Raw genomic sequence first — 18,973 nt, forward strand, 5'->3', positions numbered from 1 at the left:
CTCGGAGACTTTAACCGGATGTGGTGACATGTCGGACGTGGGAGTTGACGAGTCGTTGCTGAAAAGCGTCGCGACGCAGGTCGCGACGGACGCCGCCGAGCTGGTCCGGGAGGCCTGGGAGGGCATGGCGCGGGGCCGGTCGGTGGCCGTGGACACCAAGTCCGCGGACACCGACGTCGTGACCGCGGTGGACCACGAGTCGGAGCGGCTCGTGCGCGACCGCCTGGCCGCGCTGCGCCCGGGGGAGCCGGTGCTGGGCGAGGAGGGCGGCGGGACCGCCGGTGACGGCGTCACCTGGGTCGTCGACCCGATCGACGGGACGGTCAACTTCCTCTACGGCCTGCCCTGGTTCGCGGTGTCGGTGGCCGCGCAGGTCGGCGGCGAGTCGGTGGCGGGCGCGGTGGTGGAGCCGGTGAGCGGCCGCGTCTGGTCGGCGGCCCGCGGCCAGGGCGCGTTCCTGGACGACCGCCGGCTGACGGTCTCGGCGCCGTCGCGGCTGGAGCTGACGCTCGTCGGGACCGGTTTCGCGTACTCGGCGGAGCGCCGGACGCGGCAGTCGCGCTTCGCGGCGCAGCTGCTGGGCCGGGTCCGGGACATCCGGCGCAACGGCGCGGCCTCGCTGGACCTGTGCGCGGTCGCGGCGGGCTGGCTGGACGCGTACGCGGAGCACGGCCTGCACCGCTGGGACTGGGCCGCCGGGGCGCTGATCGCGGCGGAGGCGGGCGCACAGGTGCTGCTGCCGGGATCGGCGCCGGACCTGGGCACGGACGCGACGTACGCGGCGGCGCCGTCGATCGCCGACCCGCTGCGCAAGGTGCTGGCCGACTGCGGTGCCGCGGAGGTCTGACCCAGCTTCAAGCGCCCCAATGTGGCCTTCGGTGCGTCTGACGCACCGAAGGCCACATTGGGTGCGTTGAATAGGCGCTGCGGCGCGGAGCGCCTCCGTTGAGGGGGCGGAGAGTGTGTCGAGATCCCGATCCGCGGTTGCGTGGTGGGCCCGGTCAGCGAGCGTGCGCGATCCCTGGCCGGCAGCGGCGGCCGAGGCCCCGACGATGCTGAGGGCGCGGGCGGCGGAGGTCTGAGGGCGGCCGAAACTGTCGGTGCCCTCCGGTAACGTGAAATCCGGGGGCGCCCCTACGCGCGCGGGTTGTCCGCAGCCGGGCAGATCGACCGCGGCCGCCGGGATCCCGGCGGCCGCGAGCTGCTCCAGGGCGGGGCGCCAGGTGTCGGCGCTGTCGCACTGACCGTGCAGCAGCACCAGGCGCGGCGCCGTGAGCTTCAGGTGCCCCGCGGCCGAGCGCCGGCGCAGTGACCGGCGGGGGAGCTCCCGCTCCGGACGCGCGCGGGTTGTCCGCAGAAGGGCAGGTTGCGGGCCGCGGTCAGCAGGCGACGTCGCGGGCCGAAGCCAGCAGCGTCTGGTCGATCACCGGGGCCTTCGCGCCGGCCGACTGCTCGTTCGAGCCGCCGCCCTGGTGGGCCTTCGACCAGTCCGAGAGCTGGGTGAGGATCTGCCGGGCCTCCGGCCGCGGCCGGATGTCGCCGAAGAGGGTGCCGGTGACGACGTCGACGCTCGCGTCCTTGCGGTTGTCCTGGACCAGCTCGGCGCACGGGACCACCAGGCTGAGCGTCCGCGCGGCCGTCACGCCGTTCTCGCCGAAGCGGATCTGGCCGCGGCACTTGGCCTCGCGGCCTTCGTAGGCAGGGTCGTTGGCCGGCTCGCCGGTCCCCGTGAAGCCCAGCTCCTTGAGCGCCGTGGTGGCGATGCCGCCCTGACCGCGCGTGCTGGAGGCGTTGAGGACCTTCACCGCGACCTTGTCCGGCGGCACCGGCGCGCGGTCGTCGAGGGCGTTGTGGGGGAGCGCGCTGAACGTGACGCCCGGCGGCGGGCTCGCGGGCGGGTCGCACTTGACCGCCTCGTCGACGTCGCCCTTGCCGACCGCCGCGTTGATCCAGACGATGATCGCGCCCAGCGCCAGCACGCCGATCACGATCAGCGCCGGCAGCGGCTTGTGCCTGCGATACGGCCGCGCCCCACGGTCCCCGATGCCGTTCCCCGACGCCACCTGCCCGTCCCTTCCCGAACACCGAACCCCGGCCGGTGCGAAACCCGGCACCGTCGTGGCCGATCAGCCTAGGCGCTCCGACCGGCGCGCGTCGTTCCGGGTCACCCCGCCGATTCGCCCCGCCCCGCCGGTCTCCGGGACCGATCCCCGTGCGGCGATCGCACCACGCCGGGGACGGCCGGGGCAAGCGGACACGGGCCGTGCGTGAGGTTCTCCACCCGTGGGCAACCCGAATGGACGACAACGCGTCTTACCTGCGGGTTCCCCCTGTCGGGTGACGATTCCCGGGCAATGTCTGACTCGTTGCAGAACCGTCGCGGGCGTGAGCTACCCTTCCCGGGCTCCGGCCGCAGGAAGAGGCGCGAAAAGAGAGAGACCTCGGTCACTCCGGCCGTCGGGCACAAACGAGGGCCCTGGAACGTTGACCAGCGGCACGGCGGACTCACGGGCGCACCCGGGGGTCCGGAGAAAACGACTACACAAGCTGATCGCAGGGGTGAGGGACAACATGGCTACCGACTACGACGCTCCGCGCCGCAGCGAAGCCGACGAGCTGGCCGAAGACTCGTTGGAGGAGCTCAAGGCCCGGCGCAACGAAAACCAGTCCGGCGTCGTCGACGTCGACGAGGACGCGACCGCCGAGAACTTCGAGCTGCCGGGTGCGGACCTTTCCGGGCTTTCCGGTGAGGACATGACCGTGAAGGTGGTGCCGAAGCAGGCGGACGAGTTCACCTGCTCGGTGTGCTTCCTGGTGCACCACCGCAGCCGGCTGGCCGAGGACAGCGGCGGACGACTGATCTGCCGCGACTGCGCCTGACCGCACAGGGGTTCTCGGACACAGGGGACGAACAGACGCGACAGAGAGCCCGAGGCTAGGAGGGGCGGGCTCGAAGCGCGCTGGGGACAAGGGGGCCGGCCGGCAGGCCGGCCCCCTTCCACATCCGCAGGTCCCGCTCAGGCGCCCTTGAGCAGCTCGGCGACCCGCTCGGGGTGCCGGGTGCTGAACAGCCAGTACGGCGTCGGGTCCTCGGCGTCGGTCAGCCGGACCTTGACCACCGGCCCGACCCAGCCGCGGTGCAGGACGTAGGCGGCCGGGTCGCCGTCGCGGCCCAGCGCCTTGCGCTTGGCGTCCTTGTCGAAGACCGCCACCTCGCCGACGTAGCGCAGGGGCAGGTGCGCGTCGCCGACCCACAGCTCCGGCTCGTCGCCGCCGGTGACCCGCACCTTCGACCGGCCCAGCGAGAGCAGCAGCGCCACGACCACCGGCAACGCGATCACGTAGGGCAGCCACGCCCGGACCCCGGGGTAGCCCATGTCGATCTCGGCCGCCAGCAGGACCGCGCCCAGCACCGGCAGCGGCCACCCCCACCACGGGACGTAGAGCCGTTCGGAGTGCCGGACCGCGGCACTCGCGGCCGTCTTCGCAGATTCACCCACGGGTAGAGAGTAATCTCGCCGCCCGTGTCCAGCGTTCAGGTACTCCTCTCCCGGCTCGACCCGGATGTCCCGCTGCCCGCCTACGCCCGGCCGGGCGACGCGGGCGCCGATCTCGTCACCACCTCGGATATCGTGCTCGAACCCGGGGAACGCGGCGTGGTCGGCACCGGCGTCGCGATCGCGCTCCCACCCGGGTTCGCGGGGTTCGTCCACCCGCGGTCGGGCCTGGCCGCCCGGGTCGGCCTCTCGGTGGTGAACACCCCCGGCACGATCGACGCGGGCTACCGCGGGGAGATCAAGGTCTGCCTGATCAACCACGACCCGGTGCACCCGGTGAAGCTCACGCGCGGCGACCGCATCGCCCAGCTCGTCGTGCAGCGGGTCGAACACGCCGAGTTCGTCGAGGTCGCCGAGCTCGACACGACCGAACGGGGCGACGGAGGCTACGGCTCCACGGGGGGACACGCCACACTGGGAGCACCGGCGCGTGCCGGCGCGGGGGAAGGAACGGAGAAGTAGTGGGGATTTTCGGACGCAAGCGGCGGACCGAGGGCGGGTCCGACGGCAGGCACGCCGCGCCCGAGGCCGACGACACGATCGGGGACGACGCATACGAGGACGAGGACGGCGAGCTCTCGGACGTCTCCGACGGCCCGTTCGACGTCGCCGACTTCGAGGACGACGGCGTCCCGCGGATCGACCTCGGCTCGGTGAAGGTGCCGGTGCCCGACGGGTCCCAGGTCCAGGTCGAGATGGACCCCGAGACCGGCGGCGTGCGCGCCGTGCACGTCGTCACCGAGCAGGGCCAGATCACCGTCAGCGCCTACGCGGCGCCGCGCTCGGGCGGCCTCTGGCGCGAGGTGAGCACCGAGCTCGCCGAGCAGCTGCGGGCCGACGGCGCCAAGGTCAACATCGGCCGCGGCGTGTGGGGCCTGGAGATCTCGGCGATCGTCGGCGACGTCTCGCTGCGCTTCGTCGGCATCGACCGGCCGCGCTGGATGCTGCGCGGCGTCATCGCCGGGCCGCAGTCGGAGGCCGCGGCGGCGGTGGAGGTGCTGCGCGGGATCGTGCGGCGCACGATCGTCGACCGCGGTGACGCGCCGATGCCGGTCCGCACCCCGCTCACGATCACGCTGCCCGAAGCCGTCGCCGAGCACATCGCGGCTCAGCAGGAGCAGGGCTGACGCTCGGTTCCCTGAAGGCCGCCCCGGGACTTCCCGAGGCGGCCTTCACGGCGTTCGGAGCGCCTTCAGGAAGGCGAGGACGGTCGCCCGGCCGAGGGACTCCCGATCGGCGCCCAACGCCGTGAGCGTCGTCTCGCCGAGGGCGGCCCGGGGGAGTGTCGTGGCCCACTCCGATGCGACTTTCGTCGGGTGGATCGGGTCGTCGGCGCACGTGCCGATCCCGGCCGGGACGTCGAGCGCCGCCAGCTCCCCGAGCGTGGGCGCCGGCCGCCCGGCGGCGACGCGCAGGCCGTCGGCCAGGCCCTCGCCGTGCCGGCGCCACGCCCGGTCGAGCTCCGCCCGCAGCCAGTCCGGGGTGCCCGCCGTCTGCGCCAGCGCCGCGTCGACGCCGGAACCGGCCACCAGATCCGCCGACAGCGTCGCGGCCAGCGATGCGGGTGCTGGGCCCGGAAGGCCGTTCCAGGCCGGGAGGGCGGCCAGCAGGCCACCGCAACGCCCCGGGTTGGCGACCGCCCACTCCGCGGCGAGGTGCGCGCCGAACGAAATGCCGCCTACGAGCAGTTCGCCGTGTTCGTCCGCCAGCGCGTCGAGCGTCGCCAGGTAGCCCTCGGCGAGGGCCGCGCCGGGTGGCGGGGGTGGCGCGATGAGCGGGACACCGAGGGCGCGCAGCGGGCCGGCGAAGACGGCCCGGACGAACACCTCGTCCGAGCCGGTGCCGGGCAGCAGCACCGCGGCGGGAACTTCGATTGCGGACGTCACGTTGCGATCTTTGCGCAAAGGCGTTTCCCTGGCGGGGACCGCAGTACGCTGGAATCGTTCGGGCCGCAAGCAGTTAGTCGGGGGCCCCGGAGCACAGGAGCACCTATGTCCGCCAAAGACGGCGGCTACTTCAGCCGGCTGGTACGCAAGCTGACCAGCGACGTCGAGGAACTCGACGCAGACGAGATGTCCATGAGGTCCGGCGCCGAGGGCGCGCAGCGGGCCTGCGACTGCCGTTCCGGCGAAGAGGTCACCGTGATGGGGAGACTCCGCAGCGTGGAGCTGTGCCCCACGAACGAGGCCGCCACGCTGGAGGCCGAGCTGTTCGACGGGACACAGGGCGTGACGCTAATCTGGCTCGGCCGCCGCCGGATCCCGGGCATCGAGCCTGGCCGGACGATCAAGGTGCGTGGCCGGATGGCCGAGCGTGACGGCCAGAAGGTGCTGTACAACCCCTATTACGAACTCCAGAGCCCAGTGAGTTGATCACCCATCGTGACTGAACCCGCCCCGAGCGAGAAGAAGACCGACGGCGAAGAAGAGCCGCAGCCGACCCTGCTCGAGCAGATGGGCGGCGTGTCCGGGCTCATCTACTCGTCGCTGCCGGTGATCGTGTTCGTCCTGGCGAACTCGTTCTTCGGCCTGACGGCGGCGATCTGGACGTCGATCGGCAGCGCGGTGGCGATCACCGTGCTGCGGCTGGTCCGCAAGGAGCCGCTGCAGCCGGCGATCTCCGGGTTCTTCGGCGTCGCGATCGCGGCGTTCATCGCCTACCGGACGGGCTCGGCGAAGGGGTTCTTCCTCTTCGGCATCTACGCGAGCCTGATCTACTGCGGCGTGTTCGTGCTGTCGGTGGTGGTGCGCTGGCCGATCGCGGGCGTGGTCTGGAACATGCTCAACGGCACGGGCCAGGCGTGGCGCAAGGACAAGCCGTCGCGCTACGGCTACGACGTCGCGACGCTGGCGATGGCGCTGATCTTCGCCGCCCGGTTCGTCGTGCAGCGGTGGCTCTACCAGGAGGACTACACCGGCTGGCTGGCCTTCGCGAAGATCGCCATGGGGTACCCGCTGTACGCGCTGGGCCTGCTGGTGGTCGTCTGGGCCGTGCGGCGGTCGGACAAGCGGTTGAAGGCGCTGGCCGAGGACGAGCCCAAGCCGGAGACCGATGCCGAGGTCGAGGCCCGGCTGCGCGAGAAGTACGCGGCCCCCGAAGCCTGACCCGCGAAGCACGACAACCCGCGCGCGTAGGGGGACCCCCGGTTTCCACGTTACCGGCAGGCACCGACAATTTCGCCCACGAAGAAGGCCCCCGGCACGCATGCCGGGGTCCTCTCTCGTGAACTCAGTACCCCAGCGCGGTCCGGATCTCCGGTTCCACGTCCGCGGTAGCCACGAACAGCAGCTCGTCGCCGGGCTCGAGCGGGTCCTCGGGCTGCGGCACGATCACCCGGTCACCCCGCAGGATGGTCACCAGAGCCGCGTCCCGAGGCAGCGACAGGTCGCTCACCGGCTTGCCGGCCAGCGGCGTCTCCGCCGGGAGGGTCAGCTCGACCAGGTTCGCGTTGCTCTGCCGGAACGTCATCAGCCGGACGAGGTCGCCGACGCTGACCGCCTCCTCCACCATCGCCGCCAGCATGCGCGGCGTCGAGACCGCGACGTCCACGCCCCAGGCCTCGGTGAACAGCCACTCGTTGGCCGGGTTGTTCACCCGGGCCACCACGCGCCGGACCGCGAACTCCGTCTTCGCCAGCAGGGACACCACCAGGTTGGCCTTGTCGTCGCCCGTCGCGGCGATCACGACGTCGCACTGCTCGATCCCGGACTCCTCCAGGATCGACACCTCGCACGCGTCGCCGAGCACCCAGTCCGCCTGCTCGACGCTGTGCGGCTCGAACTGGTCGGCCTCGCGCTCGATCAGCATCACCTGGTGCCTGCCGTCGATGAGCTCGTTGGCGATCGAGCGGCCGACCGCGCCCGCGCCGGCAATCGCGACCCTCATGCCTCGTCCTCCGGTTCGCGGTTGGCCACGCTGGTCACGTCGCTGACGGTGCCCGAGCGCGCCGCCACCCACACGTCGTCGCCGTCCTGGACCACGGTCTTGGTGTCCGGCAGCACCGGCGTGCCGAAGCGCATGATGAACGCCACCCGCGCGCCGGACGCCTCCTGCAGGGACCGCACCGAGTGCCCGACCCAGCCCTCGTGCAGGGGCAGCTGCAGCAGCGCGACGTTGCCCGACGGGTCCCGCCACGCCGACGCGACGCCGTCCGGCAGCAGCGTCCGCAGGAAGCGGTCGGTGGTCCACGGCACGGTCGCGACCGTCGGGATGCCCAGCCGCTCGTACACCGCGGCGCGCTTGTGGTCGTAGATCCGCGCCACGACGTGCTCGATGCCGAAGTTCTCGCGCGCGACCCGCGCGGAGATGATGTTCGAGTTGTCGCCGCTGGACACCGCGGCGAACGCGCCCGCCCGCTCGATGCCCGCTTCGATCAGCACCTTGCGGTCGAACCCGACGCCGACGACCTGCTGGCCGTGGAAGTCGCTGCCCAGCCGGCGGAAGGCCTGCTGGTTCTTGTCGATGACGGCCACCTCGTGGCCGAGCCGCTCCAGCGCAGCGGCCAGGGACGCGCCTACCCGGCCGCATCCCATGATCACCACGTGCACGCCCTGCCTCCTCGTTCGGCGGTTACCCGTCCGTTGCTACCCCGACATGCCAGCGCCGAACCTACCGTGCGCCCCGGCAGTTAGGCTTCCGTGGTGTCGAAGTTCCCGACCGTGCTGAAACGCCTGGTCCTCGGACGTCCGTTCCGCAGTGACAGGCTCTCTCACACGCTGCTGCCGAAGCGCATCGCGCTGCCCATCTTCGCGTCCGACGCGCTCTCCAGCGTGGCGTACGCACCGGAAGAGATCTTCCTGACGCTGAGCGTCGCCGGGCTGTCCGCGTACGCGCTGGCGCCGTGGATCGGCATCATGGTCGCCCTGGTCATGCTGATCGTGGTCGCCTCGTACCGGCAGAACGTGCACGCTTATCCCAGCGGTGGCGGCGACTACGAGGTCGCCAACACGAACCTGGGCGGCAAGTTCGGCCTGACCGTGGCGAGCGCGCTGCTCGTCGACTACGTGATGACGGTCGCGGTGTCCACTTCGTCCGGTGTGGCCAACATCGGGTCGGCGGTGCCGTGGGTGGCCGAGCACAAGGTGCTGGCCTCGGTCGTCATCATCGTCGTGCTGACGTCGCTGAACCTGCGCGGCCTCCGGGAGTCGGGCAAGGCCTTCGCGATTCCGACATACGGCTTCATCCTGGGCGTTCTGGTCATGGTCGTGTGGGGCCTGGTGCAGTGGATGACCGGCACCGAGGTGAAGGCCGAGAGCGCCGGGTTCTCGCTGACGGCCGAAGGGAGCTTCGCGGGCTTCGCGTACGCGTTCCTCATCCTGCGTGCCTTCTCCTCCGGCGCCGCGGCGCTGACCGGTGTGGAGGCGATCAGCAACGGCGTCCCGGCGTTCCAGAAGCCCAAGTCGAAGAACGCGGCCACCACGCTGCTGATGATGGGCCTGCTCGCGGTGATCATGCTGATCGGCATCATCACGCTGGCGGTGATCACCGACGTCAAGTTCGCCGAGGACCCGGCCCAGCAGCTCGCCGGCGCACCCGCGGGGTACCAGCAGAAGACGATCCTCGCGCAGATCGCGCACGCGGTGTTCGCGAGCTTCCCGGCGGGGTTCTACTACATCTCGTTCGTCACCGGCATCATCCTGCTGCTGGCCGCGAACACCGCGTTCAACGGCTTCCCGGTGCTCGGCTCGATCCTGGCGCAGGACCGCTACCTCCCGCGGCAGCTGCACACCCGCGGCGACCGGCTCGCGTTCTCGAACGGGATCCTGTTCCTGGCGGCGTTCGCGCTGGTGCTGATCATCGCCTTCGACGCCGAGGTGACCCGGCTCATCCAGCTCTACATCGTGGGTGTGTTCGTGTCGTTCACGGTGAGCCAGACGGGCATGGTCCGGCACTGGAACCGGTTGCTGGCCAAGGAAACCGACCCCGGCGTGCGCCGGCGGATGCGGCGCTCGCAGACGGTGAACGCGATCGGCCTCACCTGCACCGGCACCGTGCTGGTGATCGTGCTGATCACGAAGTTCCTGCTCGGCGCGTGGATCGCGATCGCGATGATGGTGGCGATCTACGTGCTGATGACCGCGATCCGGCGGCACTACGACCGCGTCGCCGACGAGCTGAAGGAGCTCGGCGACACCCCGACCGTGCTGCCCTCGCGCAACCACGCGATCGTGCTGGTGTCCAAACTGCACCGCCCGACGCTGCGCGCGCTGGCCTACGCCAAGGCGATGCGCCCGGACGTCCTCGAGGCCGTGACGGTCAATGTGGACGATGCCGACACGCGAAGGCTCACCGCTGAGTGGGACGCGCACAACTTCAAGGTGCCGCTCAAGGTCGTCGAATCGCCCTACCGCGAGATCACGAAGCCGGTCCTCGACTACGTGAAGCGCGTGCGCGGTGACAACCCGCGCAACGTCGTGACCGTGTTCATCCCGGAGTACGTGGTCGGGCACTGGTGGGAGCAGGTGCTGCACAACCAGAGCGCGCTGCGGCTCAAGGGCCGGCTGCTGTTCCAGTCCGGGGTGATCGTGGCGAGCGTGCCGTGGCAGCTGGAGTCGTCGGCGAAGGCGGCCGCGCGCGTCCGCAACGAGCGCCCGGCGGCCGGTGACGTCCGGCGTGGGTTCTCGCCCAACGGGAAGCCCGCCGCGGCGCCGAAGCCCAAGGAGCCGGCCGAATGACGAGCTGGCTGGGCCGGGTGCTCGAGGTCGAGGTCGGCGCGGTGGCCCACGGCGGGCACTGCGTCGCGCGCGCCGACGGCCGGGTGGTGTTCGTCCGGCACGCGCTGCCCGGTGAGCAGGTGCGGGTCGAGGTCACCGAGGACAACGGCGGGTCGTTCTGCCGCGGCGACGCGATCGAGGTGCTTTCGGCGTCGGCCCACCGGGTCGAGCCGCCGTGCCCGCTCGCGGTGCCGGGCGGCTGCGGTGGCTGCGACTGGCAGCACGCTTCCCCGGCGTACCAACGAGATCTGAAGGCCGCCGTCGTGGCGGAACAGCTGCAGCGGCTCGCGGGGATCGAGCGTGACGTCGTCGTCGAGGCCCTCGACGGCGGGCCGCTCGACTGGCGCAGCCGCGTCCGGCTGGTCGCCGACCGCGAGGGGCGCGCGGGCCTGCGGGCGCACCACAGCCACCGCGTCGTGCCCCTGACGGACTGCCCGATCGCGGTCCCGGGTGAGCTCGACGACGTCCTGGCTCGGCGCTGGAAGCCGGGCAGCGAGCTCGAAGTGACCCAGGACGGCGACGGCACCACGCACGTCCGCGAGCTGGCGACGGTCCGCGGCAAGGTCCGCGCCCGCCAGCTGGCCGGCGGAGTGGCCGTCCAGCACGCGGCGGGCCGCGACTGGCGCCTCGACGCGCACGGCTTCTGGCAGGTCCACCCGGCCGCGGCCGCCACGCTGGCCGGCGTCGTCGCCGAGTGGGCGGAAGCGCCTTCGGGCGGATCCGCGTGGGACCTGTACGCCGGGGTCGGGCTGTTCGCTTCGGTGCTGGCTTCGCAGGTGGGCCCGGCGGGCCGGGTGCTGGCGATCGAGTCCGGGCGCCGCGCGGTCGCCGACGGGGAGCGGAACCTGGCGGACCTGCCGCAGGTGTCGTGGCAGGCCGGGCGCGTGGAGCACGCGCTGGCCGAGGCCGAGAAGCCGGTCGACGTCGTCGTGCTGGACCCGCCGCGCAAGGGCGCCGGCCGCGCGGTGGTGGAGTCGATCGTGGCGGGTGCGCCGGACCGGATCGTCTACGTGGCGTGCGACCCGGCGGCGCTGGCCCGCGACGTGGCTTTCTTCGCGTCGCACGGGTACGGGCTGACCGATCTGCGGGCGTTCGACGCCTTCCCGATGACGCACCACGTGGAGTGTGTGGCGCTGCTGTCCTGAGTTTTTTGTCGGTGGTGGCGGTCACACTGTCGGCATGACTGCTCTCGAAGACTTCGACCGCGCCGCTTCGACGGTGACTTCGCTGGTCACGTCGCTGCGCGAAGACCAGTGGGCGCTGCCGACGGCGTGCGTGGACTGGGATGTCCGTGCGGTGGTGAACCACCTGGCCCACGGCAACGCGAAGGTGGCGTTCTGGGCGGGCACGGGGCCACCGGCGCCGGAGGGTGACTACCTGGGTGCTTCGCCGGCTTCGGCCTTCACCGCGTCGGTGGCGGCGGCGCGTGCGGTGCTGGCGGCGCCCGGGTTGGCCGAGCGGACGGTGACGACTCCGCTCGGCGAGGTGCCGGGGGTGTTCCTGGTGCACATGCGCGTGAACGAGTACCTGGCGCACGGGTGGGACCTGGCGGACGCGACGGGTGCTTCGACGGACCTGCTCCCGGACCTGGCGACGGCGGCGCTGAAGCAATGGCGCGCCCGGTTCGGGTCGGCACCGCGGCAGCCGGGCGGGCCGTTCGGCCCGGAGCTGGCGGCCGGGTCCGACGCGACGGCGGCTGATCGGCTGGCGGCGTTCCTGGGCCGGAAGGCGGTGAGCGGCTGAGGTGGGTTCGGCGGGAGTGGGTGGGGTGGGTTCAGCGAGAGTGGCCGAGGTGGCTGGGTGGGAGGGACTGGGTTGGGTCCGGCGGCAGCGGGTGGGGTGGGCTCGGCGGGAGCGGGCTCGGCGGGAGTGGCTGGGGTGCGTTCGGCGGGAGTGGCTGGGATGCACTCGGCGGGAGTGGCTGGGTTGGGTCCGGCGGGAGCGGCTGAGGTGGGTTCGTCGGGGGCGGCTGGGGTGGTTTGCCAGGAGCGGGTGGGCTGGGTTCGGCGGGAGTGGGTGGGGCGGGAGCGGCGGGAGCGGGCTCGGCGGGAGTAGCTGAGGCGGGTTCGCCGGGAGTGGCTGGGATGCACTCGGCGGGAGCGGCGGGTTGGGTCCGGCGGGAGTGGCTGAGGTGGGCTCGGCAAGAGGGTGGTCGGCCCGCACGTAGTGAATGAAGCTCATTCATGTCGCCGGATGACAGGCATGACTCATCCATGTCGTCCGAGTGGCCGCCACAACCCGCGAGAGGGCGGCCGGAGCGGAGCGAACCGCGTCAAGCGGCTCGGCGCACCGCGAAAGCCGCGGCCAACCCGGCCGCCGTCATGACCACGCCCGACACCAGCAGCACCCACGACCCGGCCCCCGGCACCACCCTCGCCGCCGGCTGGAGGCGTGTCACGCCGGGCAGCGTCACCACCAGGTGCCGCAGGATCACGCCCGTCACCACCAGCCCCGGCAGGCACGCCAGGGCCAGGGGCTCGTCCTGGCGGCGGGCGAACGTCAGGTACGCCAACGTGACCGCGATCAGCACCGCCGCCGCGCAGACCAGGCGCAGGCCCAGGTCGAGCTCGGGGTCCGGGGTGCCCGGCGGCAGCAGGCCCGGGTAGTTCGCCGTGCGCAGGGTCAGCCCGGCGATCACCCCGAGGCCCGCGACCCCCGCCACCGCCGCTCGTGGAATCCGCCAGCCTCGCCGCACGCACGCAGCATAAGTCGCGGGAAACGGCTTTCCGAGCGCGTTTTCCGCGCTGGGCCGTTCGGTGGATCCCGATCGGGGGACGGCCTCAGCCGGCGAACCAGTGCTGCGGCCCCGGCCGCAGGTTCTGGTAGATGTGCTTGGTCTCGGTGTACTCGGCCAGCCCGGCCGGGCCCAGCTCGCGGCCGAACCCCGACTGCTTGTAGCCACCCCACTCCGCCTGCGGCAGGTACGGGTGGAAGTCGTTGATCCAGACCGTCCCGTGCCGCAGCCGGCCGGCCACCCGCTGGGCCCGCGCGGCGTCCTGCGTGAACACCGCGCCCGCCAGCCCGTAGTGGGTGTCGTTGGCGATGCGGACCGCGTCGTCCTCGTCGGTGAACGTCTCGACCGTCAGCACCGGCCCGAACGACTCGTCGACGACCGCCGACGAGCCCTGTTTCACCTGGTCCAGGATGGTCGGCAGGTAGTAGCAGCCGTCGGCCAGCGCGGGGTCGTCCGGGCGCCGGCCACCGGTCCGCAGCACCGCGCCCTCGGCCAGCGCCGCCGCGACGTACGCCTCGACCTTCGCCCGGTGCGCCGCCGAGATCAGCGGCCCGGTCTCCGCGTGGGAGTCGAACGGCCCGCCCAGGCGAATCCGCTCGGCCCGGCGCACCAGCTCGTCGACGAACTCGTCGTGCCACTCCCGCTGCACGATCAGCCGCGCGCCCGCCGAGCACACCTGCCCGGAGTGCAGGAACACCGCCGTCAGCGCGTAGTCGACGGCCGTCTCGAAGTCGGCGTCGGCGAACACCACGTTCGGGTTCTTCCCGCCCAGCTCCAGGGCCACTTTCTTGACCGTCGCGGCCGCCGAGGCGGCAATCGCGCGTCCGGTGGCGAGCCCGCCGGTGAACGACACCAGGTCGACGTCCGGGTGCGAAGCCAGCGGCGCGCCGACCTCGGCGCCCGCGCCCAGCACCAGGTTCCCGACGCCGGCGGGCAGTCCCGCCTCGGTGAGCAGCCTCAGGAACAGGATCGACGTGTGTGGCGTCAGCTCGCTGGGCTTCAGCACGAAGGTGTTGCCCGCGGCCAGCGCCGGCGCGATCTTCCACACGGTCTGCAGCAGCGGGTAGTTCCACGGCGTGATCAGCCCGCAGACCCCGACCGGCTCGTGCACGATCCGGCTGATCGCGTCCGGGTTGCCCGTGTCGACGACGCGCCCGGCTTCCTGCGCCGCGAGCTTGCCGAAGTAACGCAGGCAGGCGGCGATGTCGGCCATGTCGTAGCGGCTCTCCACCAGGCGCTTGCCGGTGTCGAGCGACTCGGCGCGGGCGAACGCCTCGGCGTCGCGGTCCAGCAGGTCCGCGGTGCGCAGCAGCAGGTCGCCGCGCAGGTGCGCGGGTGTCCCGGGCCACGGGCCGCTGTCGAACGCCCGCCGCGCCGCCGCGATAGCCGCTTCGGTGTCCTTCGCCGTGCCCTCGGCGACCGTCGCGACCAGGGAACCGTCGGCCGGGCAGCGGATCTCCCGGCGGGCGCCGTCCGCCGCGTCGACCCATTCGCCACCGATGAAGAAGTCCGCCATGGCACCCATTCTCACGGCCACGCGGGGTGACCGCCACAGCGCGCCGGGGAGACGATGTTCACCCCGCGTGATGACTCCTGGTCGCGCTCCGGTTGTGACGCCGGACGCGGCGGGCGGAAGCGAGGTGGCCGTCCTCCGTAGACTGGGCCGGACGCGGGGCGCGTGCGAACTAGTGAGGTGGAGACGAGTGACGTTGCTGGAGTCCGTGAACGGACCGGCGGACCTGAAGCGCATGAGTGTCGAGGACCTCGGCGAGCTGTCCGCCGAGATCCGGGACTTCCTCGTCGACAAGGTCCGCCGCGCGGGCGGGCACCTGGGGCCCAACCTCGGCGTCGTCGAGCTGACGCTGGCGTTGCACCGCGTGTTCGACTCGCCGCGCGACGCGATCGTCTGGGACGTCGGGCACCAGGCCTACGTGCACAAGATCGTCACCGGCCGCGCCGAGGGCTTCGACCGCCTGCGCCAGACCGGCGGCGTCACCGGGTACCCGTCGCGCGCGGAGAGCGAGCACGACTGGGTCGAGAGCAGCCACGCCTCGTCCGGACTGTCCTATGTGGACGGCCTGGCGAAGGCGTTCGCGCTCGAGGGCGGCGAGCGGCACGCGGTCGCCGTCGTCGGGGACGGCGCGCTCACCGGCGGCATGTGCTGGGAGGCGCTCAACAACATCGCCGCGCACCGCGACCGCCCGGTCGTCATCGTCATCAACGACAACGGCCGCTCCTACTCGCCGACCATCGGCGGCCTCGCCGACCACCTCGCGGCGCTGCGCCTGCAGCCCGGCTACGAGCGCCTGCTCGACGGCGGCCGCGAGATCCTCAAGCACACCCCGGTCGTCGGCAAGCCGATCTACGCCGCGCTGCACGCCGCGAAGGCCGGGCTGAAGGACGCCCTGAGCCCGCAGGCGATGTTCTCCGACCTCGGCCTGAAGTACCTCGGCCCGGTCGACGGCCACGACCAGGTGGCACTCGAGAAGGCCCTGCAGAGCGCGAAGGCGTTCGGCGGCGCGGTGATCGTGCACGTGGTCACCGAGAAGGGCCACGGCTACGCGCCCGCGGTCAACCACCAGGCCGACCAGATGCACCAGACCGACCCGATCGACCCGGAGACCGGCCTCCCTCCGGTCAAGGGCCCGAGCTGGACCGGCGTCTTCGGCGAGGAGCTCGCGAAGATCGGCGCCGAGCGCGAGGACGTCGTCGCGATCACCGCGGCGATGCTGCGCTCGACCGGGCTCGACAAGTTCGCCGAGGCCTTCCCGGACCGCTGGTACGACGTCGGCATCGCCGAGCAGCACGCCGTGACGTCGGCCGCCGGGCTGGCGATGGGCGGGCGCCACCCGGTCGTCGCGATCTACTCGACGTTCCTCAACCGGGCGTTCGACCAGGTGCTGATGGACGTCGCGCTGCACCGCCAGCCGGTGACCCTGGTGCTGGACCGGGCCGGCATCACCGGCCCGGACGGGCCCAGTCACCACGGCATGTGGGACCTCTCGCTGCTGGGCATGGTGCCGGGCATGCGCGTGGCCGCCCCCCGCGACCCGGCGACACTGCGCGAGGAGCTGCGTGAAGCGGTGGCGGTGTCCGACGGCCCGACCGCGCTGCGGTTCTCGAAGGGCAAGGTCGGCGCCGACGTCCCCGCGGTCGAGCGGATCGGCACGGTCGACGTGCTGCGCCGCCCGAAGGAGGGCGCCGACGTCCTGCTGGTCACGGTCGGCCCGTTCGCGACGCTGGGCCTCGCGGCCGCCGCCCGGCTGGCCGACCAGGGCATCGGCGTGACGGTCGTCGACCCGCGCTGGGTGCTGCCGGTGCCGGCGGAGCTGGTCGCGCTGGCGTCCCAGCACAAGCTGGTGGTGACGGTGGAGGACAGCGGCCGCCACGGCGGCTTCGGCTCGGCGCTGGCGGCGGTCTTCCGCGACGCGGAGTGCGACGTGCCGTTGCGGGACCTGGCCGTGCCGCAGTCGTTCCACGACCTGGGCAGCCGCGACGAGGTGCTGGGCCGGATCGGCCTGACGGCACAGGACGTGGCCCGCCGGGTGACCGAGTGGGCTTCCCGCCTCGGCTCGGCTTCGGAAGCGGCGCCGGAGAAATCGGCTTCGCGCGGCGAAGGGCCCCGGTAGCCTCGGCGGGTGACTCCCGACCCCCTGCTCGACAGCCTGCGTGCCGCGGTTTCGGCGGCGCCCGGCGACGTTCCGCTCCGGCTGCACCTGGCCGGCTTGCTCCTCGAACGCGGTGGGCGGGACGAGGCCGTCGCGCACCTGGGCGCTCTGCTCGGGCAGGACCCGGGCAACGCCGAAGCCGCCCAGCTGATGGCCAGGGCGCTGACCGGAACGCCGGTGGCCGAGCCGAAGCCCGGCTTCGACTGGGCGGCCGCCGAAAGCCAGGTCGCCGACGTCGTTTCGCCGCGCTTCGTCGACGGCGCCGAAGCGGTGCCGACCGGGCCGGCGCCGGCCGAGCTCACCGCCGACGTCGAACAGCCGCGCGTCACGCTCGCCGACGTCGGCGGGATGACCGACGTCAAGAAGCGGCTCGACGCCGCGTTCCTGGCGCCGATGCGCAATCCCGAGCTTCGCAAGCTGTACGGCAAGAGCCTGCGGGGCGGCCTGCTGCTCTACGGCCCGCCCGGCAACGGGAAGACGTTCCTCGCCAAGGCCGTCGCCGGCGAGCTGCGGGCGCGGTTCCTCGCGGTCGGGCTCGACGAGGTGCTGGACATGTGGCTCGGCAACTCCGAGCGCAACCTGCACGAGCTCTTCCTCGCCGCCCGCCGGGCCGCGCCGTGCGTGGTGTTCTTCGACGAGCTCGACGCGATCGGGCAGAAGCGGTCCCGGCTGGCCGGCGCCGCGGCCCGCAACGTCGTCGCCCAGCTGCTGGTCGAGCTCGACGGGGTGACCGAAGACAACGAGGGCGTCTTCGTGCTCGCCGCGACCAACGCGCCGTGGGACGTCGACACCGCGTTGCGCCGCCCCGGCCGGTTCGACCGGACCCTGCTGGTGCTGCCGCCCGACGAGCCCGCCCGGGCCGCGATCCTCGAGTACCACCTGCGGGACCGGCCGGTGGCGGGGATCGACCTGAAGCAGCTGGCGAAGCGGACCGACGGCTGGTCGGGCGCGGACCTCGCGCACCTGTGCGAGACCGCGAGCGAGCGCGCCCTGCTGGCCTCGGTCGAGAGCGGCGTGCCCCGGGAGATCGGGATGGCCGACCTGCTCGGCGCGCTGCCGGAGATCCGGCCGTCCGCCGCGGCTTGGTTCGCCGCGGCGCGCAACGTCGTGCTCTACGCGAACGCCGACGGCGCCTACGACGAGCTGGCCGGCTACCTCAAGCGGAAGAAACTGCTGTGACGACGCGCCGGGTGGCCGCCCTCGTCCAGGCCCGGCAGTTCGAGCGGGCGATCCGGGAGGCGACCGCGGCCCTGGCCACGGACCCGGACTCGAGTGCCCTGTGGCACCTGCTGGCCCTCGCTCAGCACGGCTCGGGCGCCCAGGAAGCGGCGTTGGCTTCGATCGAACGTGTTCTCGCCGCCGGGCCTCCGCGCGCCGAAGCCTTCGTGCACCACGGCTGGATCCTGGCCGCGCTGAACCGGCCCGGCGCCGCCGTCGCGGCCTTCGAAGCGGCACTCGGCGTGGACCCCGGCACCGTCGAGGCCCACAGCAGCCTGGCGCGAGCGCTGGTCGTGGGCGGCGACCAGACACCGCCGGACGTCCGCACGCGGGCGCTCGAACACGCCCGGCGCGCCTGCGAACTCGCGCCCGGCTCGCCGCGGCCCCTGCTGGCGCAGGCGACTGTGCTGCTGGCCCGCTCGGACGCCGCGGCCGCCCGGGACGCCGCGGATCCGGTGCGGGCGGCGCTGGCGCTCGAACCGGACAACACCGAAGCCCTGCGCCTGCAGGCGTTGGTGGACCTCCGCTGCCGCCGGGCGGTTCGCGCGGTCCACGGCTTCGCCGAGGTCCTGACGCTCGACCCGCAGGACGCGGTGGCGGCCCGGAACCTCGCCCTCGCCACCTGGATTCTGTTCGCGCGCACGCACTTCGTCGTGGTCGGGATGCTGGCGGGCGCGCTGGTCATGGCGTCCGCCGCGCCCGTGCTCGGGGCCACCGGCGGCCTGGTGGTCCGCGTGGCCGGCTCGGTGCTGCTCGTCGCGGCCGCGTGGTTCGTGCTGGTTTCCCGGCCTCGCCGCGCGTTCCCGCCGGCGATGCGTCCCGCCGCGAGGCGGTTGCTGCGCCACGACGAGCTCCTGCGTCCGTACCTCGCCGGGATCGCCTGGGCGGCCCTGTGCGGGCTGCTCGCGGTGGCCGTGCCGTGGGCCAGCTCGACGATCGGCCGCCTGACGGCGATCGCCGGTCTCGTCGGCTACGGCGTCGCGGCGGGCGTGGCCCGCCGGAAGCTGCAGGACCTCAGCGACCGCACCGCCCTGCTGCGCCGGGACGCCTGGCTCGAACTCGCGCAGCGCCTCCGGCGCTGAC

19 protein-coding genes are annotated in these 18,973 nt (G+C 72.8%); 12 read left to right on the forward strand and 7 right to left on the reverse strand.

Annotated features, from left to right (window positions below):
• Positions 1-28: 28 nt before the first annotated feature.
• Complete coding sequence (locus M8542_RS24790; RefSeq protein ID WP_257922626.1) at positions 29-847, forward strand: inositol monophosphatase family protein; 819 nt, start codon at positions 29-31, stop codon at positions 845-847.
• Between the two features lie 532 nt (positions 848-1,379).
• Here the strand turns inward: M8542_RS24790 and cei are convergent.
• Positions 1,380-2,063: an envelope integrity protein Cei gene (gene cei, locus M8542_RS24800; protein WP_257922627.1), complete on the reverse strand. Its 684-nt coding sequence runs from the start codon at positions 2,061-2,063 to the stop codon at positions 1,380-1,382.
• A 508-nt stretch (positions 2,064-2,571) separates the two neighbouring features.
• Between cei and M8542_RS24805 the strand changes: the two genes are divergently transcribed.
• Positions 2,572-2,880, forward strand: coding sequence for a DUF4193 domain-containing protein (locus M8542_RS24805; RefSeq protein WP_257922628.1), 309 nt, complete (start codon positions 2,572-2,574; stop codon positions 2,878-2,880).
• A gap of 137 nt (positions 2,881-3,017) precedes the next feature.
• On the opposite strand, the gene M8542_RS24810 is transcribed toward M8542_RS24805, so the two are convergent.
• Positions 3,018-3,500 (reverse strand): DUF3093 domain-containing protein, encoded by a 483-nt coding sequence (locus tag M8542_RS24810; RefSeq protein ID WP_257922629.1) that lies wholly within the window; start codon positions 3,498-3,500, stop codon positions 3,018-3,020.
• 24 nt (positions 3,501-3,524) lie between these two features.
• Here M8542_RS24810 and dut point away from each other — a divergent pair, with 24 nt between their 5' ends.
• Together dut and M8542_RS24820 are read left to right on the forward strand one after the other, a co-directional pair.
• Entirely contained in the window at positions 3,525-4,019 is a 495-nt protein-coding gene (dut, locus tag M8542_RS24815; protein ID WP_257922630.1) for a dUTP diphosphatase, read from the forward strand.
• Positions 4,019-4,684 (forward strand): DUF3710 domain-containing protein, encoded by a 666-nt coding sequence (locus M8542_RS24820; RefSeq protein ID WP_257922631.1) that lies wholly within the window; start codon positions 4,019-4,021, stop codon positions 4,682-4,684. Before dut ends, M8542_RS24820 begins: the two co-directional genes overlap by 1 nt.
• 45 nt (positions 4,685-4,729) lie before the next feature.
• Here M8542_RS24820 and M8542_RS24825 read toward each other — a convergent pair whose 3' ends face one another.
• Complete coding sequence (locus tag M8542_RS24825) at positions 4,730-5,413, reverse strand: alpha/beta fold hydrolase (protein ID WP_257922715.1); 684 nt, start codon at positions 5,411-5,413, stop codon at positions 4,730-4,732.
• Positions 5,414-5,548: 135 nt separating this feature from the next.
• On the opposite strand from M8542_RS24825, the gene M8542_RS24830 reads away from it, so the two are divergent.
• Both M8542_RS24830 and M8542_RS24835 read left to right on the forward strand, forming a co-directional pair.
• Positions 5,549-5,929 carry an OB-fold nucleic acid binding domain-containing protein gene (locus M8542_RS24830; protein ID WP_013224481.1) on the forward strand — a complete coding sequence of 127 codons (381 nt, stop codon included), beginning with the start codon at positions 5,549-5,551 and terminating at the stop codon, positions 5,927-5,929.
• Positions 5,930-5,938: 9 nt separating this feature from the next.
• On the forward strand, positions 5,939-6,661 hold the full coding sequence (locus M8542_RS24835) for a DUF3159 domain-containing protein (RefSeq protein ID WP_257922632.1): 723 nt from the start codon (positions 5,939-5,941) through the stop codon (positions 6,659-6,661).
• Between the two features lie 124 nt (positions 6,662-6,785).
• Here the strand turns inward: M8542_RS24835 and M8542_RS24840 are convergent, their stop codons facing one another.
• Both M8542_RS24840 and M8542_RS24845 read right to left on the reverse strand, forming a co-directional pair.
• Positions 6,786-7,442 (reverse strand): potassium channel family protein, encoded by a 657-nt coding sequence (locus tag M8542_RS24840; RefSeq protein ID WP_257922633.1) that lies wholly within the window; start codon positions 7,440-7,442, stop codon positions 6,786-6,788.
• Positions 7,439-8,104, reverse strand: a complete 666-nt coding sequence (locus M8542_RS24845; protein ID WP_308210284.1) for a potassium channel family protein — start codon at positions 8,102-8,104, stop codon at positions 7,439-7,441. Before M8542_RS24845 ends, M8542_RS24840 begins: the two co-directional genes overlap by 4 nt.
• Before the next feature lie 93 nt (positions 8,105-8,197).
• Here M8542_RS24845 and M8542_RS24850 point away from each other — a divergent pair, with 93 nt between their 5' ends.
• Genes M8542_RS24850 through M8542_RS24860 form a run of 3 tightly spaced genes read left to right on the forward strand, consistent with a single transcriptional unit; the run spans position 8,198 to position 12,013 of the window.
• Positions 8,198-10,231 (forward strand): APC family permease, encoded by a 2,034-nt coding sequence (locus tag M8542_RS24850; RefSeq protein ID WP_257922634.1) that lies wholly within the window; start codon positions 8,198-8,200, stop codon positions 10,229-10,231.
• Positions 10,228-11,415: a class I SAM-dependent RNA methyltransferase gene (locus M8542_RS24855; RefSeq protein WP_257922635.1), complete on the forward strand. Its 1,188-nt coding sequence runs from the start codon at positions 10,228-10,230 to the stop codon at positions 11,413-11,415. Before M8542_RS24850 ends, M8542_RS24855 begins: the two co-directional genes overlap by 4 nt.
• Positions 11,416-11,449: 34 nt before the next feature.
• On the forward strand, positions 11,450-12,013 hold the full coding sequence (locus M8542_RS24860; protein ID WP_257922636.1) for a TIGR03086 family metal-binding protein: 564 nt from the start codon (positions 11,450-11,452) through the stop codon (positions 12,011-12,013).
• Positions 12,014-12,542: 529 nt separating this feature from the next.
• On the opposite strand, the gene M8542_RS24865 is transcribed toward M8542_RS24860, so the two are convergent.
• Positions 12,543-12,965, reverse strand: a complete 423-nt coding sequence (locus M8542_RS24865; RefSeq protein ID WP_257922637.1) for a hypothetical protein — start codon at positions 12,963-12,965, stop codon at positions 12,543-12,545.
• 85 nt (positions 12,966-13,050) lie between these two features.
• Complete coding sequence (locus tag M8542_RS24870; protein ID WP_257922638.1) at positions 13,051-14,520, reverse strand: aldehyde dehydrogenase family protein; 1,470 nt, start codon at positions 14,518-14,520, stop codon at positions 13,051-13,053.
• A 187-nt stretch (positions 14,521-14,707) separates the two neighbouring features.
• On the opposite strand from M8542_RS24870, the gene dxs reads away from it, so the two are divergent.
• The 3 genes from dxs to M8542_RS24885 are packed head-to-tail and all read left to right on the forward strand — an operon-like array spanning position 14,708 to position 18,972.
• Positions 14,708-16,633: a 1-deoxy-D-xylulose-5-phosphate synthase gene (gene dxs, locus M8542_RS24875; protein WP_257922639.1), complete on the forward strand. Its 1,926-nt coding sequence runs from the start codon at positions 14,708-14,710 to the stop codon at positions 16,631-16,633.
• 9 nt (positions 16,634-16,642) lie between these two features.
• The gene (locus tag M8542_RS24880; protein ID WP_257922640.1) at positions 16,643-17,851 is read left to right on the forward strand and encodes an ATP-binding protein; all 1,209 of its coding nucleotides are present in this window, start codon (positions 16,643-16,645) and stop codon (positions 17,849-17,851) included.
• A complete protein-coding gene (locus tag M8542_RS24885) occupies positions 17,848-18,972 on the forward strand; it encodes a tetratricopeptide repeat protein (RefSeq protein ID WP_257922641.1) in 1,125 nt (374 codons plus the stop codon). The genes M8542_RS24880 and M8542_RS24885 overlap by 4 nt, the downstream gene beginning before the upstream one ends.
• Position 18,973 lies beyond the last annotated feature (1 nt).

The organism is Amycolatopsis iheyensis (assembly GCF_024703995.1).
GTDB lineage: Bacteria > Actinomycetota > Actinomycetes > Mycobacteriales > Pseudonocardiaceae > Amycolatopsis > Amycolatopsis iheyensis.

Bases quoted from the DNA above. Each gene is read 5' to 3' on its own strand.
- M8542_RS24805 (WP_257922628.1), top strand. From the start codon at position 2,572: ATGGCTACCGACTACGACGCTCCGCGCCGCAGCGAAGCCGACGAGCTG.
- M8542_RS24830 (WP_013224481.1), top strand. From the start codon at position 5,549: ATGTCCGCCAAAGACGGCGGCTACTTCAGCCGGCTGGTACGCAAGCTG.
- M8542_RS24855 (WP_257922635.1), top strand. From the start codon at position 10,228: ATGACGAGCTGGCTGGGCCGGGTGCTCGAGGTCGAGGTCGGCGCGGTG.
- M8542_RS24840 (WP_257922633.1), bottom strand. From the start codon at position 7,442: ATGAGGGTCGCGATTGCCGGCGCGGGCGCGGTCGGCCGCTCGATCGCC.
- M8542_RS24790 (WP_257922626.1), top strand. From the start codon at position 29: ATGTCGGACGTGGGAGTTGACGAGTCGTTGCTGAAAAGCGTCGCGACG.
- M8542_RS24870 (WP_257922638.1), bottom strand. From the start codon at position 14,520: ATGGCGGACTTCTTCATCGGTGGCGAATGGGTCGACGCGGCGGACGGC.
- M8542_RS24860 (WP_257922636.1), top strand. From the start codon at position 11,450: ATGACTGCTCTCGAAGACTTCGACCGCGCCGCTTCGACGGTGACTTCG.